The organism is Streptococcus dentasini (assembly GCF_053206945.1).
In genome coordinates this window covers 1-16,780 of the sequence record NZ_JBRUHS010000009.1, presented here as the reverse complement: position 1 = coordinate 16,780, position 16,780 = coordinate 1, and the positions used below count along the sequence as shown (strand labels likewise).

Annotated in this window: 18 protein-coding genes and 1 pseudogene; all 19 read left to right on the top strand. The window is 43.2% G+C overall.

The features are described from left to right. The first annotated feature begins 3 nt into the window (after positions 1-3). The gene (essB, locus tag ACVR1G_RS07485) at positions 4-1,224 is read left to right on the top strand and encodes a type VII secretion protein EssB (RefSeq protein WP_447452559.1); all 1,221 of its coding nucleotides are present in this window, start codon (positions 4-6) and stop codon (positions 1,222-1,224) included. 88 nt (positions 1,225-1,312) lie between these two features. After that, positions 1,313-5,668 carry a type VII secretion protein EssC gene (essC, locus tag ACVR1G_RS07480; protein ID WP_447452558.1) on the top strand — a complete coding sequence of 1,452 codons (4,356 nt, stop codon included), beginning with the start codon at positions 1,313-1,315 and terminating at the stop codon, positions 5,666-5,668. A 2-nt stretch (positions 5,669-5,670) separates the two neighbouring features. Then, positions 5,671-6,057, top strand: coding sequence for a TIGR04197 family type VII secretion effector (locus tag ACVR1G_RS07475; protein WP_447452557.1), 387 nt, complete (start codon positions 5,671-5,673; stop codon positions 6,055-6,057). Positions 6,058-6,078: 21 nt separating this feature from the next. Continuing rightward, on the top strand, positions 6,079-6,336 hold the full coding sequence (locus ACVR1G_RS07470; protein ID WP_447452556.1) for a hypothetical protein: 258 nt from the start codon (positions 6,079-6,081) through the stop codon (positions 6,334-6,336). A 3-nt stretch (positions 6,337-6,339) separates the two neighbouring features. Beyond that, on the top strand, positions 6,340-7,638 hold the full coding sequence (locus ACVR1G_RS07465) for a class I SAM-dependent methyltransferase (protein WP_447452555.1): 1,299 nt from the start codon (positions 6,340-6,342) through the stop codon (positions 7,636-7,638). A gap of 5 nt (positions 7,639-7,643) precedes the next feature. Further along, complete coding sequence (locus ACVR1G_RS07460) at positions 7,644-8,528, top strand: hypothetical protein (protein ID WP_447452554.1); 885 nt, start codon at positions 7,644-7,646, stop codon at positions 8,526-8,528. After that, positions 8,525-8,836 (top strand): DUF4176 domain-containing protein, encoded by a 312-nt coding sequence (locus ACVR1G_RS07455; RefSeq protein ID WP_447452551.1) that lies wholly within the window; start codon positions 8,525-8,527, stop codon positions 8,834-8,836. Before ACVR1G_RS07460 ends, ACVR1G_RS07455 begins: the two co-directional genes overlap by 4 nt. A 26-nt stretch (positions 8,837-8,862) precedes the next feature. After that, entirely contained in the window at positions 8,863-9,228 is a 366-nt protein-coding gene (locus ACVR1G_RS07450) for a hypothetical protein (protein WP_447452550.1), read from the top strand. 99 nt (positions 9,229-9,327) lie between these two features. Then, positions 9,328-9,726 (top strand): TIGR04197 family type VII secretion effector, encoded by a 399-nt coding sequence (locus tag ACVR1G_RS07445; protein WP_447452549.1) that lies wholly within the window; start codon positions 9,328-9,330, stop codon positions 9,724-9,726. 109 nt (positions 9,727-9,835) lie between these two features. Further along, positions 9,836-11,410, top strand: coding sequence for an LXG domain-containing protein (locus ACVR1G_RS07440; RefSeq protein ID WP_447452553.1), 1,575 nt, complete (start codon positions 9,836-9,838; stop codon positions 11,408-11,410). Positions 11,411-11,423: 13 nt separating this feature from the next. Continuing rightward, complete coding sequence (locus tag ACVR1G_RS07435; protein WP_447452552.1) at positions 11,424-12,299, top strand: hypothetical protein; 876 nt, start codon at positions 11,424-11,426, stop codon at positions 12,297-12,299. Next, complete coding sequence (locus ACVR1G_RS07430) at positions 12,296-12,607, top strand: DUF4176 domain-containing protein (protein WP_447452551.1); 312 nt, start codon at positions 12,296-12,298, stop codon at positions 12,605-12,607. The genes ACVR1G_RS07435 and ACVR1G_RS07430 overlap by 4 nt, the downstream gene beginning before the upstream one ends. Before the next feature lie 26 nt (positions 12,608-12,633). Beyond that, positions 12,634-12,999: a hypothetical protein gene (locus tag ACVR1G_RS07425; protein ID WP_447452550.1), complete on the top strand. Its 366-nt coding sequence runs from the start codon at positions 12,634-12,636 to the stop codon at positions 12,997-12,999. A 99-nt stretch (positions 13,000-13,098) separates the two neighbouring features. Next, positions 13,099-13,497 (top strand): TIGR04197 family type VII secretion effector, encoded by a 399-nt coding sequence (locus ACVR1G_RS07420; protein ID WP_447452549.1) that lies wholly within the window; start codon positions 13,099-13,101, stop codon positions 13,495-13,497. A gap of 47 nt (positions 13,498-13,544) precedes the next feature. After that, positions 13,545-15,104 (top strand): hypothetical protein, encoded by a 1,560-nt coding sequence (locus ACVR1G_RS07415; RefSeq protein ID WP_447452548.1) that lies wholly within the window; start codon positions 13,545-13,547, stop codon positions 15,102-15,104. Then, the gene (locus ACVR1G_RS07410; RefSeq protein ID WP_447452547.1) at positions 15,098-15,775 is read left to right on the top strand and encodes a hypothetical protein; all 678 of its coding nucleotides are present in this window, start codon (positions 15,098-15,100) and stop codon (positions 15,773-15,775) included. The genes ACVR1G_RS07415 and ACVR1G_RS07410 overlap by 7 nt, the downstream gene beginning before the upstream one ends. Before the next feature lie 2 nt (positions 15,776-15,777). Next, on the top strand, positions 15,778-16,098 hold the full coding sequence (locus ACVR1G_RS07405; RefSeq protein ID WP_447452546.1) for a DUF4176 domain-containing protein: 321 nt from the start codon (positions 15,778-15,780) through the stop codon (positions 16,096-16,098). A gap of 329 nt (positions 16,099-16,427) precedes the next feature. Beyond that, positions 16,428-16,553 carry a hypothetical protein gene (locus ACVR1G_RS07400; protein ID WP_447452545.1) on the top strand — a complete coding sequence of 42 codons (126 nt, stop codon included), beginning with the start codon at positions 16,428-16,430 and terminating at the stop codon, positions 16,551-16,553. Positions 16,554-16,599: 46 nt separating this feature from the next. After that, a pseudogene (locus ACVR1G_RS07395) lies at positions 16,600-16,780 on the top strand (hypothetical protein); the annotation flags it as partial.

Below are 16,780 nucleotides of genomic sequence, written 5' to 3'. Positions count from 1 at the left end.
AGCATGGAAGAGCAATTTCACTTTTTAGGACAAGAATTTACACTTATTAAAGAACAGAGTACTTGGCAGTTGACGCTCAAGCGCTCTATGATCAATCTGGCTGCCCCAGAACAGCTGGATCTTTTAGCGCCCCCAGCTCCCCAGCTGCTGCCGCAAACTTATCAGGTTGATGAGGAAGTGGTGACCCTGACTTATGCGGTACCAACCTTAGGCCGCACCTTTGGAGAGATCCAAACATTACCCATGTCAGAGCAGCTGCGTTTTTCGCTCAATATTCTTGAGCTTAGTCAGGTAACCGGCTATCCTTTCGGCTTGATTCTCCATCCTACTAATCTCTTTATTACCAAAGATTTAACCCTAAAATTAGCTTATCGTAGTCTTCTGGGAGTTATGGTGCCGGTAAGTTTCACATCCGAAGATTTTTTGAGGCAGGCTAAGGCTCTTATCGTCAGCCTCTTTACCAGAGAAGAGTTCTCCAGCCTTTACGATGGCAGCTTGGAAGTACTCAAACTGCCAGCCTTTTTGGAGCCTGTCCGCGCTGCTCAGACCTTAGTAGATCTAGAAGCTTATCTGCACACCCTTTATCAGGAGAAGGTCGCTGAAGAAACCAAAACACAAAGCTTGGTTTCTAAGCGTCGCTTCGCTGTTTATAAGTACACAACGATATGGCTGGCAGCTCTTGCCATCCTGCTCAGTATCCCTCTAGTCTATCTGGTCTTTTTCCAAAGCCCTTTTCAGGCTAAGATGCTGCAAGCTGATAAGTCTTTTCTCAAGGAAGATTATACCGGCTTGATTGATGATATGGAGCGGGTCAAGCTGGACAAGATTCCTTACACACAGAAATACGAACTGGCCTATGCCTACATCCAAGGGCTGGACTTTAACGCTGACCAGCGTGAGGTTGTCATGAATAATATCACCCTCAAATCAGATGAACTCTATCTGGATTACTGGATCCAGATCGGTCGCGGCGATCATGGTGATGCCGTTGATACGGCTAAGCGTTTGGATGATGTAGATTTAATCCTCTACGCCCTAGCTGAGCAGATTACGGCAACCCGTAAGGACAGCCATCTGTCTGGTAAGAAACGCGATGAAAAGCTCTCTCGCCTGCAGTCTGAATACGACCAGTACTGGGAAGACCGTAAAGATGCCTTATCAGGCAAGGATGATGATGGTACCGCCACCACGTCAGCTAGCTCTGGCTCTGCGTCAGAGAAGTAGATTTAAGCAAAAATAACTAGTAAGGGAAGGCGGGCTAGAGGCTTGTCCCCTTCTATCCTATGAAAAGAAAAGGAAAGCTAAAAAGACCATGGATATCATTGTACTTCGTGATACCTACCGTCAGGTCTTGACGGTCCCTAAAAAAGGCGCCCTGCGTCTCAATGATCACCTTAGCATTTCGCAGACTGATGATGGTTTGATCTATCAAACTAAAGAAAAAGAAGCTCCCCTCGGCACCGCCGTTCGCATAGGGGATTTTGTTGTTTATCCCAATCCTGATAATCAGCGTCGTTACAGCATCGATGGCCTGTCCCGTGTCGTTGTCGGAACCCTAGCTGGGAGCGATCTCCTGCCGGGAAGTCAGGTCATTAGCTTGCTGCTAACCAAGGCTGAGGATGGCAGCTGGCAGCTTCAGAATCTCGGAGCGCCCGTCTACCTCAATAATCATCTTACCTCCCAAAATCAAAAGCTTCCTTTCGGGGCAGAATTGGCCTTTGGCAACAGCCTGCTTAAGGTCTTTCCCAAGGAAATCTGGGTATCAGGTGCTGTTAAAAATGTAACTTTACTTGAGGTAGCTGTTTCAGCTTACCATTACTATGAAGACTATCCAGACTACCACCGCTCGCCGCGTCTGGTCTACCGCTCCAATGAAGACAGGATGACGGTCAATGCACCGCCACAAGAGCCCAATAAGCCTCGTAATGAACTGCTTAGGATGTTGGTTCCTCCCCTAGTCATGATCGGGGTGGTTATCCTGATCTCAGTCTTTCAGCCTAGAGGACTATATATCCTTATGTCAGTGGCTATGAGTATCGTAACCGCTATTTTCTCTGTTCAGAACTATTTTCGTAACAAGCGGGAATATAAGCAGAGCTTGGCCGATCGGATCTCGGCCTATCATGCCTACCTCGCTGATAAGTCCATTCAACTGACGGAGCTGGCACAGGAACAGCGTTTCGGCCAGTTTTATCACTATCCTGACTTGGTTCAACTCGACCAGTTGGCTCAAGAGTACTCTCACCGTATTTATGAAAAGACCCCCCAAGACTTTGATTTTCTCTACTACCGCTTAGGGCTAGGAGAAGTGCCGACCAGCTACCGATTAGAGTACTCCCAACAGGAGCGCTCAGGTGTTAAAGATCCTCTGGAAATGGAAGGCTTTGCCCTCTATGAGTCTCATAAAAAGCTAGATGATATGCCAGTGCTGGCCAATCTCAAGAACGGTCCAGTCGGTTACGTCGGTGAGCGCTCACTTGTATTGGAGCAGCTCCAACTCCTTGTTCACCAGCTGGCTGTCTTTCACTCTTATCATGATGTTCAGTTCATCACCATCATACCTGAGGCTGAAAAAGATCAGTGGCAGTGGCTGCGCTGGCTGCCCCATGCGACCCTGCAGGACGTTAACGTTCGTGGCTTTATCTACAATGAGCGCACCCGTGATCAAATCCTCAACCGTTTGATGGAGACCTTAAGACAGCGTCAGCTCAAGCAGAAGGAAGCTGGATCCAATCAAGAGTTGATCCACCTGCCCCACTATGTGGTGCTGGTGACAGACGATACCCTGATTACGGACCATGTTATCATGGAGTTCTTCGCCGGAGATCCGACAGACTTGGGGTGCAGTCTCATTTTTGTACAGGATATCATGCGTTCCCTGTCTGAAAATGTCCAAACCGTTATCAGGCTCAAAGACCAGACCACTGGTGAGTTAATCATGGAAGAAGGCGAACTCAAGAATCATGAATTCGCTTTGGATCATTTTCCAAAAGATTATGATAAGGAACAAATCACTCGCCGTTTAGCCCCTCTAAAACATCTAAAAACGCTTAAATCAGCTATTCCAGATGCTGTTACTTTCCTTGAGATGTACCAAGTTGATAGAGTGGAGGAATTGGGGATTTTTGAACGCTGGCAGTCGCACTCACCCCACCAGTCTATGGCGGTTTCTCTGGGTTTACGCGGATCTGAGGATTATGTTAATCTAGACTTGCATGAGCGGGCGCACGGGCCGCACGGCTTAATCGCTGGAACGACCGGTTCTGGGAAGTCAGAGCTGATTCAGTCTTATATCCTATCGCTGGCTGTCAACTTCCACCCACACGATGTAGCCTTTCTCTTGATTGACTATAAGGGTGGGGGTATGGCCAATCTCTTTAAAGACCTGCCCCACGTCCTAGGGACCATTACCAACTTGGATGGCAATCAGTCGAAACGGGCGATGGCTTCTATTGAAGCGGAAAACAAACGCCGCCAGCGCCTCTTTGCTGATGCGGGAGTCAACCATATCCACGCTTATCAGAAAAAGTATAAGCAAGGAGAAGTCTCCGAACCCTTGCCCCATCTGATTATCATCAGCGATGAGTTTGCGGAGCTCAAGAACGAGCAGCCAGACTTTATCACTGAGTTGGTGTCAACGGCTCGGATCGGGCGTTCTTTGGGTGTCAACTTGATTCTAGCGACACAAAAACCAGCTGGGGTTGTTAACGATCAAATTTGGTCCAATTCCAACTTTCGGATCGCCCTTAAAGTGGCGGACAAGGCGGACTCACAGGAGATGTTGCACACGCCGGATGCAGCCACTATTAACCAAGCCGGCCGGGCTTACTTGCAGGTCGGCAACAACGAAGTCTATGAGCTCTTCCAAAGTGCCTGGTCAGGGGCGGATTACCAGCCCGATAAGGAAGATCAGGGTATAGAAGATCATACGGTTTCCGTCATCAATGAGTTAGGGCAGTACGAGGCGCTTAATCAGGATCTTTCTGGCCTAGATGAAGCCACTGACATTCGTGAAGTTCCGACAGAACTGGAGGTTGTAGTTAACCATATCCAGCGGTTGACTCAGGAAAGGAAGATTGCTCAGCTATCTCAGCCATGGCTCCCCCCACTAAAAGAACGAATTTATTTGGAAGATTTGCACGAGGAACTACATTCTGCTTATGATGCTTTCCTTGGTATTGTAGATATTCCAGATGAGCAGGCACAAAGGGTAGCGGTTTATAATCCTGTATCACAAGGAAATCTCCTGCTGCTGTCCCAGCCGGGTATGGGAAAATCTACCTTCTTACAGACTTTGACTATGTCTTTAGCAACTCACCATACTCCTGAAGAAATCCATTTTTACCTTCTGGATTTTGGAACGAACGGCCTTCTGCCACTTAGAAATTTACCGCATGTGGCAGACCTTATTACCGCTGATGATGACGAAAAAATTAGCAAGTTTGTGGTACGTATGGAAGAGTTAGTTGCCGAGCGAAAAGCTTTCTTAAAAAAACAAGGCGCAGCTAATAGTAATATGTACCGTGAAATGGGACATGTTTATCCACAGGTGCTTATTGTTTTTGACAATTATGATGGTGCCAAGGATGATCCTCATTATGAAGATATTGATCGAACGATTCAAATGCTGGCACGTGATGGTGGCGCTATTGGGATTACAGTCATTATGACAGCTGGTCGTATGTCGTCTCTCAGAGGAGGGATGATGGTAACAATGCGTGAACGCCTTGTTTTAAAATTAACAGATGTCAGTGAATCTCGAACCTTTGTCGGACATCATACCTATACTTTGGATACTATTCCTGGACGAGGGCTTCTTAAAGTAGAAAAACCAGAGATTTTCCAAGCGGCTCTGCCTGCTACAGGGCGAACCAATCAGGAAGTACTGTCGGCCCTCCAAAAGCAAGTTAAAGCGCTTGATGAGGCTTGGAGTGGTTCACGTCCTGAATCTATCCCTCTGGTTCCAGAGGTGTTGCCTCTAGCAGACTATCGTGCACGTCAAGATGTTGCCCTCGCTTTAGAAAAAGAGCAACTCCCAATGGGACTCAGTGCTGATAAGGTAGATACTGTCGCTCTGCCCCTATCTGACCTTAAGCACATTGCTTATGTTTCCGATGACATCAACCATATCCACAATATCACTCAGCACCTTGTCTCTGTAACAACGATGATACCTGATAGTTCGGTGATGTTATACGATAGTCTGGATCAGTACGGTCACCTTTCAAATAAGGTCAGAACCTACGTTTCAGAAGCATCGGATATGGAGAAACGTCTCGCTCAATTAATCCTAGAGATTGAACGTCGTGAGATACCAGGCGAGACTTACAAGGACTGGTTTGGCATTATCCCTGACTTTGAAAGCTTCTTGTCTCAGAGTCAGATGACCTTAGATCAGCTTCAGATGATCTTTGAGAGAGGAGCTAGGGTTCACATGTATCTCCTAGCAGGCGGGGCGCCAAGTTATCTGCTTTACAATATTGATGCTCGCGCTAAATACTACCGTATGAATGCCAGCCACTTTCTTGTAGGAATGCGCCTGATAGACCAAACCTTTTTACCGAAGACTTATAACAACAAAGAACCTTACCCGCCAATAGATATGGTTTATCTCCACAATGGCAGACACGAGCAACTAATCAAAATTACCCAACCACAGGAGGATTAAGAATGGGAAAAATTCAATCAGATTCTGCCCAGGCAAGTGCGGCCGCGACAGCATTTTCTACTGGAACTTCTGCAGTACTAGGATTTAGCGCAGCAACTAAGGATGGCAACACGACTATAACTGGTAATGTAAATAACGCCTCCCCCTTGATTGATAGTTTATCTAACTATGCTAATCAAATCGCCGCTGAAATTGAATCTGTCAGTAGCAGTATTTCTAAAATTGATGATAACTTTCAAGCTAATGATGCACAGGTAGCAGATGCCGTATATGGATTAATGGATTGGGATCTCTCTGTCTCTGAGACAAATCGTTCAAATGCGACAAAAGCCAATACTAGTAGCTCAGCTTCTCAGTCTGTGCAGGCAGATCCTGATGCCTATAATTAAAAATGGAAAGGAGAATAAATTATGGTGAAAATGGTTTTGGGGAGTTCAGATACCCAAGCGAGTTCTGTGGCGACACTAGCCGATAACTACACGACTGGCTTTGAGAGTATCCTCTCAGCGATTTCCACGCTGAAGGGTTCCGATAAGCTCAAAGGGACAGCCTATACCAATGCCAAGGAGTATGGGGATACGGTTGTCACCCCCTTGGCTAAAGGGATGATTCTCTTAGCCGAGGCGGCGAAGACCGATACGCAGATGTTGCCGGATAGGTACCGTTAAGATGTGGGCGAGGATGAATTATCCGATGATACGGAAGTGTTGTCAGCGGAGATCGAAGCCTTGAATACTACAATCAATACCAACAATTCCCTCCTAGAAGGGATGGCGTCTGACGATCCCAATAGGACAACCACAGAGAATGCGGTGAACAGTGATACAGCGGAGCGGGACAAGCGTCAAAAGAAGCTGGATAAGATCAATGCTTATGATGCAGCTTCGTCCGGTTTCTTTAGCGATATAGCCGGACTTGAGGCTGATGTCAGCTCAGGCTTAACGCTATTAAACCAAGGGATTGCTGGGTTCAACGGGAGCTTCACTATGCCGAGTAAGAAGGACCTAGAGTGGACCAAGACGATTAATTCTCAGTGGGATGAGCGGGAGGCTTACCAAGCGGCTTTAGAAAAGATTGGCAACGGTGAGGAACTGAGTGATAAAGATAAAAAAGCAATTGAAGTCTATAAAAAGAATCATCCCAATATCAAGGTAGATGATGCCGTTGAGACAGCTAAACAACAACATGAAAATCAGAAGAGCCTTTATGAGCAATTTGTAGGGATAATGGGGAGCGATGAAGCTAAGAGACTCAGTCAAGCTATGGCGCTGCTTCCTAAAAATTTCACTAAAGCAGTCCTTAAGTCTGATGGTTTTTGGGAAATTTTAGCAGCTGTTGAGAAAACAGGAGCCAAAGGGGATAAGTTTGTGACAGCTGTTCTTAACGGCTTATCTAAATACGAAAGTATGGGGAAATTTGGTGAAAAAATCTCCAACGGCTTTAATTATTTAGAAAAGGCTGCTAGCCCTCTAAAATCAGCTGCTAAATGGGGACTAGAAAAAGTAACAAATATTAAGACTTTAGAAAATTTTGTGACTAAGGGTTTATCTAAGGGTGAAAAGTTATCCGGAATTTTAGGGAAGGCAGTTAAACTTGGTGGTAAGACAGGGACTGTGTTGACCGTTGCAGAACTTGGAATTACAGGTATCTCCAGTGGTATTGCAGAGTACCAAAAAACTGGTGATGTTGGTAAAGCAGTTGGGAAAGGGGCACTTTCTGCGGTATCTAGTGTTGGCCCGTTAGAAGGAGCGACACTAGGAGCTGCCGTAGGTGGTGTTCCAGGTGCAGTTATTGGAGCCGGTATTGGAGCTGCAATCCAAGGGATCAAAATGATTGAGCCAAAGTTCTTTGATAATCCTGTTAAGGGGACAAAGGATATTGCTAATAAAGCTGGTAAAGCCATTTCGGGAGCTGCCAATGCAGTTTCTAAAGGAATAGGTGGCATTGGTAAGGCTCTAGGATTTGGGTGATAGTTATGTGTAATCAATCACTTTTCAAAGCTAGTTTTGAGGAAAGCTTAAACCTACAGGATGATGGATTTTTACAGTTCCAAAAAAAAGATTATTACAATAAACTTGGTAAAGCATTTAGAAAAGGGAAACCTTCTTTTGGGTTTGCTGTTCAGACTATTATCTTGAGTCTTTTATTTCCAATAGGGATAAATTTCATGTTTCTTGTCTTCTCGATATCTTTACAAGATTCTGATCCAAAGGATTTGACTCTACCTATTTTTAAACAACCACTACTAACAGTTGAGGTTTACTTACTAGGCCTATTAATTTGGTTGTTGCTAGTACTGATTGGAAAATTTTTTAGACGAACTTACATTTTGCCTTATCGTTATCGTTTTCACATTATGACATTTTTGATATGGTTCATGATGGAATTTAACTTATTAGCTATCACTGTGTCTTTACCGACACTATCGATATGGGGAATCATATCTATTTTTACTTGCATTAGCATTTTGTTTTATTTAATGTTTACCTTTGAAATTAAGAGCCTTAGAAAATTGATATATGGAGATGTCAGCGCCCCTAGACTAATTGATAAAATTGCTAATAAAATTGCTGTTTATGGGATGGGGATCTTGGGCTTAGGTGTTATTATTAATATTATTTTGAAGGGAGTTTCTGTAAAGCTATCAACTTCTATGACAGGTTTTGGACTTTTACTAACATGGATTATTTTAAATATCGCATTGATTGCTATACTTATCTTTATGGAATTTCCCTTCTTTTTGGAAGCTTATTACAAATGGAAATATCCCGAACAATACCGCGAGTGGGAAGGTAAAAGTTTGGAAGAATGGTATGGGCAAAAATACTTAAAAAAACATAAGGAGTTATTACAAAAATGAGTCAAACAAAGAAAAATTTATTACCACTTGGCAGCATCGTCTACCTAGAAGAAGGCAATCAAAAATTACATATTATCGGGCGTGGCATTACCTTTGATGATCCAGATACTGGCGAACAAGTTTTTACAGACTATATGGCAACCCTTTACCCTCAAGGATGGCAGAATGAAGAGGTCTTATTTTTCCAACATGAAAATATTGATAAAGTAGTGTTTGAAGGCTATAGTGATGAGGAAGAAGAACGCTATATGGAGATCTATAGCGAATGGGAGGCCGATTTAGAAATTCCCAGAAAAAAGATTGATTAGTTTCGTGATTAGATAGGATCTTTGGCATGAGTGAAGAAAAGGAAAAAGAATTAACGCCTATAGAACTGGAAGATCAGATGTTTCAGCTGCGGCTTAACATTGAGGCCTACGAGGATAAGAAAGCTGATTTGAGGAAGCAGCAGGCCAAGAACGATGAAAATTTTGATGCCGCCCAATCCCAATTGCGCCAGCTCCATTATTATGATTTACCCCAAGCCGATACCAATCTCTTTTCGGATATTATGCAGCGGCAGATGCATCTGCGCCTGCAGGTTCAAGAGGAGACTGATAAGCGTATGAAAACTTACCAACAAACTCAAGAATCTCTTGACGAAGAGCTGACTGGCTTGAGAAAGGTCTATAATGACTTGTTTGAGTCTAAAAAGCAGTAAGCACTCAGCCAACTGTCCAAGTTATTCTGAGTCCAATTAACCTGTTTCAGTTAATTGGACAAAATAATAGCCGAGATTACCCCCACAGGAGGATTAAGAATGGGAAAAATTCAATCAGATTCTGCACAGGCGAGTGCGGCAGCGACAGCGCTTTCGACTGGATCTAGTACAGTTTTAGGTTTCGCCAATGCGACTAAAGATGGGGATACGACCATCACCGGTAACGTTAATAATGCGTCTCCCTTGATAGATAGTTTATCCAACTATGCCAATCAAACCGCCGGAGCAGTAGAAGGTTTTGGGTCTTGTATCACTCAAATTGACAGCAACTTCCAAGCTAATGATGCGCAAGTTGCTCAAAGCATCTCAGGGATGACGGGCTGGGATTCCTCAGTAGCCGACAGCAATCGCTCTAATGCGTCTAGTGCCAATGGCACGTCAGGTTCTGGAACTGGATCGACAGGCAATACCCAAGCCGATCCAGAGGCTTTTAATTAAGGAGCCTTCAATACAGGGTTATGGGCTTAGCCATTTGAGAGACGCAACAGCCCGCAAAGAAAGATAAGCTGGCTGCTTATCATAAAAAAGAAAAGTAAGGAGAAAGATTATGGTGAAAATGGTTTTGGGGAGTTCAGATACCCAAGCGAGTTCTGTGGCGACACTAGCTAGTAATTACAGTACAGCATTTAATAACATTATATCTGCAGTCGATACTCTGGGAAAGTCTGATAAACTTAGTGGATCAGCCTATAAAAATATTAAAAGTTATACAAACTCGGTTGTGACACCACTGGCACAGGGAATGATTCTTTTAGCTGATGCGGCTAAAGCTGACACAAAATTATTACCAGATCGCTACCGTTCAGATGTGGGCGAGGATGAGTTATCTGACGACACGGAGGTTTTGTCAGCTGAGATTGAGGCCCTAAATGCCACAATCAATACCAACAATTCTCTCCTAGAAGGAATGGAGTCTGACGATCCCAATAAATCAATGACAGAAAATGCCGTAAAAAACGATACAGCGGAGCGGGACAAGCGTCAAAAGAAGCTGGATAAGATCAATGCTTATGACGCAGCTTCATCGGGTTTCTTTAGTGATATTGCCGGACTTGAAGCTAATATCAGTTCGGGCTTATCTCTTTTACAATCAGGTGTTGCCGGTTTTAACGGAACGTTCCAGTTGCCAAGTAAAGGACAGCTTAAGTGGGCTGATTCTATTAACAAAGACTTCAAACAGTATCAAGACTACCAATCGGCAGTTGCTAAGGCTGCAAAAGGTGAAGACTTATCTGAACAAGAAGCCAAGGCAATTGCAACATTTCAAGAAAAACATCCCAATAGAAATGTAGATGATGAGATTGCTGAGCAGCAAGCTCCCGCAGTACTCAGAACATTACAACAGATGTATGACGTCGGCAAGATATTTTCTGACAATGATATTTTGAAGTATCTAAAAACGATTAAGGGAGCCACTCCCAAAGCCTTAGCTAAAGCGCTTATAGCCTCACCTGGCTTCATGGCACTAAAAGATTATAAGGATGGCAAACTATTTTGGGCTATCAGTAAGGGTGTAAGAAAATATAGTCAAGCTGTTAAAGGAGCAGGTGAGTGGATTAAGAATAGTAATTGGGCTTCCCAGGTTGCCAAGGCTACTAAACCGTTAATAACAGGTGCAGGTAAGTATATAAAAGGTGCTGAAAAAGTCGGAAAACTCATAAAGCCTATTAAACCTCTTGCAAAATATGGTCTGAAAGCACTTGGAAAAGGAGCAACAGTTTTGACCTATTTAGAAGTCGGCTATGCTGGTGCCTCTGGAGCTGTTAAAGAATATCAGAAATCTCATGATGTTGGTCGAGCTGCCATAAAAGGAACCTTTTCAGCTGTTAAAAGCGTTGGCCCACTTGAAGGAGCAACCATTGGTGCTTCAATTGGTTCTGTTATTCCGGGTGCTGGTACTGGAGTAGGAGCAGCTGTTGGACTGGCTGTTGGAACAGTACTTTGGGGCTTAAATAAAACTGGTGTAACCGATTGGCTTGAAAAAGGAGCGATGAGAGGTTATGAAAAGGCAAAAGCTACGGTTAAATCAGGAGTTAAGGCCGCTGGTAAAGCAGTTAATAATGTAAAGAATACCGTATCAAATGCCGTTGGTGGTCTTGGTAAAGCGTTCGGATTTGGATAAGGACAAAGTAATTATGAAGAAATCAATATTTAAAGCCTCCTTTGAGGAGAGTAAAAACCTTTTCAAGGATGGTCTGGCGAATTTACAAAAAAAGCAGCATGACAAAGCCTCTAAAAATTTAGTCGATGGAAAAGCAACTATAAAATTTCGATTGATAAGTATACTTCTGACCCTTTTTCTTCCAATTGGTTTTGGTGCATTATTGGTTGGAGCGTCAATAGCGTTACATAGTGGTGATGATGAAATTCTTGTAAACCCTTCTGCCTTTCGTCTCTTGACATGGGAAGTTTATCTAGGTCTGTTAGGTATATGGTTTATCTTGATCTTGCTAGGCAAACGACTAAAACAGAATTTTATCCTCCCTTATCGCTATCATTTTCATGTCGTCGTCTATCTAATTATATTATTGATCGAAGTGAGTTTAATTGGCATAGAAATAGCCTCCACTAACATCAATTGGTTTACTAATACTGTATTGGTACTTGTCATTTTATTGCTATCGGGTTTTATGATTTATACAACACCTGCTAGTATTCGTAAAATATTGTATGGTAAATCCAATCAAGATAGCCTCAGGAATAAAATCGCAAAGGCTATAGCCGCCTATGGTATGGGGTTTTTAGGATTGGCCGTTATTATCAAGTATATTCTGGGTTTCTTTTCAATCGGGGTATCAGATAGTTTAGAAAATATGGGAATAGTTGCTGCTTTTGTCCTTTCAATTTTAGTTGGGTTATGGGTTATCCTATATATTGAGCTTCCTTATCTTCTGCAAGGATACTACAAGTTAAAATATTCAGAACAATATAGATTTCACGAAAGAAAAACCATAGAAGAATGGTATGGGCAAAAATACTTAAAAAAACATAAGGAGTTATTACAAAAATGAGTCAAACAAAGAAAAATTTATTACCACTTGGCAGCATCGTCTACCTAGAAGAAGGCAATCAAAAATTACATATTATCGGGCGTGGCATTACCTTTGATGATCCAGATACTGGCGAACAAGTTTTTACAGACTATATGGCAACCCTTTACCCTCAAGGATGGCAGAATGAAGAGGTCTTATTTTTCCAACATGAAAATATTGATAAAGTAGTGTTTGAAGGCTATAGTGATGAGGAAGAAGAACGCTATATGGAGATCTATAGCGAATGGGAGGCCGATTTAGAAATTCCCAGAAAAAAGATTGATTAGTTTCGTGATTAGATAGGATCTTTGGCATGAGTGAAGAAAAGGAAAAAGAATTAACGCCTATAGAACTGGAAGATCAGATGTTTCAGCTGCGGCTTAACATTGAGGCCTACGAGGATAAGAAAGCTGATTTGAGGAAGCAGCAGGCCAAGAACGATGAAAATTTTGATGCCGCCCAATCCCAATTGCGCCAGCTCCATTATTATGATTTACCCCAAGCCGATACCAATCTCTTTTCGGATATTATGCAGCGGCAGATGCATCTGCGCCTGCAGGTTCAAGAGGAGACTGATAAGCGTATGAAAACTTACCAACAAACTCAAGAATCTCTTGACGAAGAGCTGACTGGCTTGAGAAAGGTCTATAATGACTTGTTTGAGTCTAAAAAGCAGTAAGCACTCAGCCAACTGTCCAAGTTATTCTGAGTCCAATTAACCTGTTTCAGTTAATTGGACAAAATAATAGCCGAGATTACCCCCACAGGAGGATTAAGAATGGGAAAAATTCAATCAGATTCTGCACAGGCGAGTGCGGCAGCGACAGCGCTTTCGACTGGATCTAGTACAGTTTTAGGTTTCGCCAATGCGACTAAAGATGGGGATACGACCATCACCGGTAACGTTAATAATGCGTCTCCCTTGATAGATAGTTTATCCAACTATGCCAATCAAACCGCCGGAGCAGTAGAAGGTTTTGGGTCTTGTATCACTCAAATTGACAGCAACTTCCAAGCTAATGATGCGCAAGTTGCTCAAAGCATCTCAGGGATGACGGGCTGGGATTCCTCAGTAGCCGACAGCAATCGCTCTAATGCGTCTAGTGCCAATGGCACGTCAGGTTCTGGAACTGGATCGACAGGCAATACCCAAGCCGATCCAGAGGCCTTTAACTAAGCCGTACTAGCTGCTTATCATAAAAAAACAAAGTAAGGAGAAAGACTATGGTAAAAATGGTCTTGGGGAGTTCAGATACCCAAGCCAGTTCCGTGGCGACGCTAGCCGATAACTACACGACTGGCTTTGAGAGTATCCTCTCAGCGATTTCCACGCTGAAGGGTTCCGATAAACTCAAGGGGACAGCCTATACCAATGCCAAGGAGTATGGAGATACGGTTGTCACTCCCTTGGCTAAAGGGATGATTCTTTTAGCCGAAGCGGCTAAGACCGATACGCAGATGTTGCCGGATAGGTACCGCTCAGATGTGGGCGAGGATGAGTTATCGGATGACACGGAAGTGTTGTCAGCGGAGATCGAAGCCTTGAATACCACGATCAATACCAACAATTCGCTTTTGGAAGGGATGGCGTCTGACGATCCCAATAGGACAACCGCAGAGAACGCTGTAAAAAGCGATACAGCGGAGCGGGACAAGCGTCAAAAGAAGCTGGATAAGATCAATGCTTATGACGCAGCATCGTCAGGTTTCTTTAGTGATATAGCCGGACTTGAGGCTGATGTCAGCTCAGGCTTAACGCTATTAAACCAAGGGATTGCCGGGTTCAACGGGAGCTTCACTATGCCGAGTAAGGGTCAGCTCAAGTGGGCGAAGAACATCAACAAGGAGTTCAAGCAGTACCAGAACTACCAATCCGCTGTCGCCAAAGCCAAGAAGGGTGAGGAGCTTTCTGAAGAAGAAGCTAAGGCAGTTGAAGCTTACAAGAAGAAGCACCCAGGATTGGAAATTGACAAATCTGTGACGAAAGCATCCGATGCTAAACAAGCTGAAGTTGAAACTAAAAACTCTGCTAAAGAGCTTTCTAAACAGGCTGGAATGAGCTATGAAGACGCCTATAACTTTATCGTAAATGGAGTCCTTTCAGATGAGAATAAGGAAAAATTAGATAAAGTTAAGGACTTTAAAAAATTCACTAAGACGTCGAAAAATGCTGCCTATATTTCATCTTCTTTCAGGTATTGGCTGAAACATAAAGACGAATGGACTGATGAGATGTTTAAGGCTAGAACTTTTTCAAAAGGTGGTGCTCGAATTGAGGATGTCAAATATGTTGGAAAATATTTGAAAAAGAGTAAGACTCTTAAAAAAATTACTTCTAAATTACCTTCTTATGAACATGGTCGCCTAAACAGAGACCTAAAGATGATGAAAGAGAATAAGCTTGTTTCTAGACTTGGCAAAGTTGGTAAAGCAGCGGGAAAAGGATTAAAGGTAGCTGGATGGTTAGGTACGGCTTTTGATGCCAAGGATGCCATTCAAGATTATAAGAAAAAGGGATACAGTAATGAGCAGACGGCAGCACTGGCTACCCGTAAGGTAGCGGTTGATACAGCAGCTTCTGCTGTTGGAAGTAATGTAGGCCGTGTAGCTGGCGCGGCCGTTGGACAAGCTATAATCCCTATTCCAGGAGTAGGAGCAGCTATCGGTTCAGTTGCTGGGAGTGTCTTAGGAGGAATGGCAGGCAGCTGGATTGGCAGTAAAGTTAATGAGAGTCTAGATAAAAATGTCAAACCTAAAAAATCAGGATGGAGTTGGCCATGGTAATGTTAATGAGAACCCTATTGTTTCCGGTAGATAACGGAATTGGAAAAGAGCTGAATGGCGATGGTTTTTCAGCTGAATATGATGTGTGGACTGGGAAGGTGACTTGGCGAAAAGCGACTAATAAAACCATTAAAAAGCAAAAGTCATTGACATCAACGTTACTGATGTTTTCCGCTTCTTTGTCTCCTTTTGTAGTAGCTGGAATATTGATGCTGGTGAGACAGTTCAATCTTTTTGATACGGATGTGTCAGGTAAGGTTGATAAATATGCGCCAATTATTCTTGGAGTGATTTTATTTCTTGCCTTTGAAGCTCTGATGCTGGCTATAAGGATGCGTGATCCTTTAGCGGATGATGAGCCCCCTATCGAAAGACAGCATGAATATTTCAAGACGATGTTTGATTTTGCAATTAGGAAAAATATATCAGGAAGCAGTACTAAAATTCCTTATTTAACAACCTATTTGTCGTTTAGCATTGCTTTACTGTGTATTCCTTTTTCATACTATGTGTACTTACATCCAAGGGAGTTTACAGAAGCAGATTATGGGCCTTTAGCGACCCTTCTTGTAACGAGTATTTTTGTTTCTTTGCTTCCAAATTTTTTATGGAATGTTATCTTAAAACACCTTATTTACATTAAACTTATTCGTCAAACGAAAGGAAAATAATTATGAATAAACCAGAACACATTTTACCGATTGGTACGGTCGTACTGACTGAAACAGGAGAAATCCCTTTGATGATTATCAGCCGTGCCTCTCTTTATGATGATAATGGCGAGATCGGCTATTTTGACTATGCTGCTGTCCCATATCCAGAAGGGATGGGAGATGATAATGAGTATATCTTCTTTAACCATGAAGATATTGCAGACGTCATTTATTTTGGCTATACTAATTCGCATGAACAAATTTTTGCTGACCAATATGACGAACTGATAAAAGAATCAGGTTATAAAAAATTGAAACTTGATTCTAGTGAGATAAAGTAATAGGGACCCCACCTGAAAGTAAATCGTATGCCCCCAGACCAATAAAACTGTTGCTGCTCTTTAGAGCAGACTGGAAGTGGTTTGGGATAATGTTCAGAACACGATATTGGCTGTTGACTTTATGGCTGTTCTTTTAGATACAAATGCCAGCGGAGGAATCATCGGTATTATCTTTTCATTCTTCTACAACGAGGAAGTATGTCAAGGATCCCCACAAAAAGTGCTGGCAGTCTGTAACACAGGAAGGTGCAGCCATTATCGCGAACAACATTCAGTAGTTTCATAAAAAGAAAGCTTATGATGCGCAAGTTGCTCAAAGCATCTCAGGGATGACGGGCTGGGATTCCTCAGTAGCCGACAGCAATCGCTCTAATGCGTCTAGTGCCAATGGCACGTCAGGTTCTGGGACAGGTTCGGCAGGCAATACCCAAGCCGATCCAGAGGCCTTTAACTAAGCCGCACTAGCTGCTTATCATAAAAAACAAAGTAAGGAGAAAGACTATGGTAAAGATGGTACTGGGAAGCTCTGATACCCAAGCGAGTTCTGTGGCGACCCTAGCCGATAACTACACGACTGGCTTTGAGAGTATCCTCTCAGCGATTTCCACGCTGAAGGGTTCCGATAAGCTCAAAGGGACAGCCTATACCAATGCCAAGGAGTATGGGGATACAGTTGTCACCC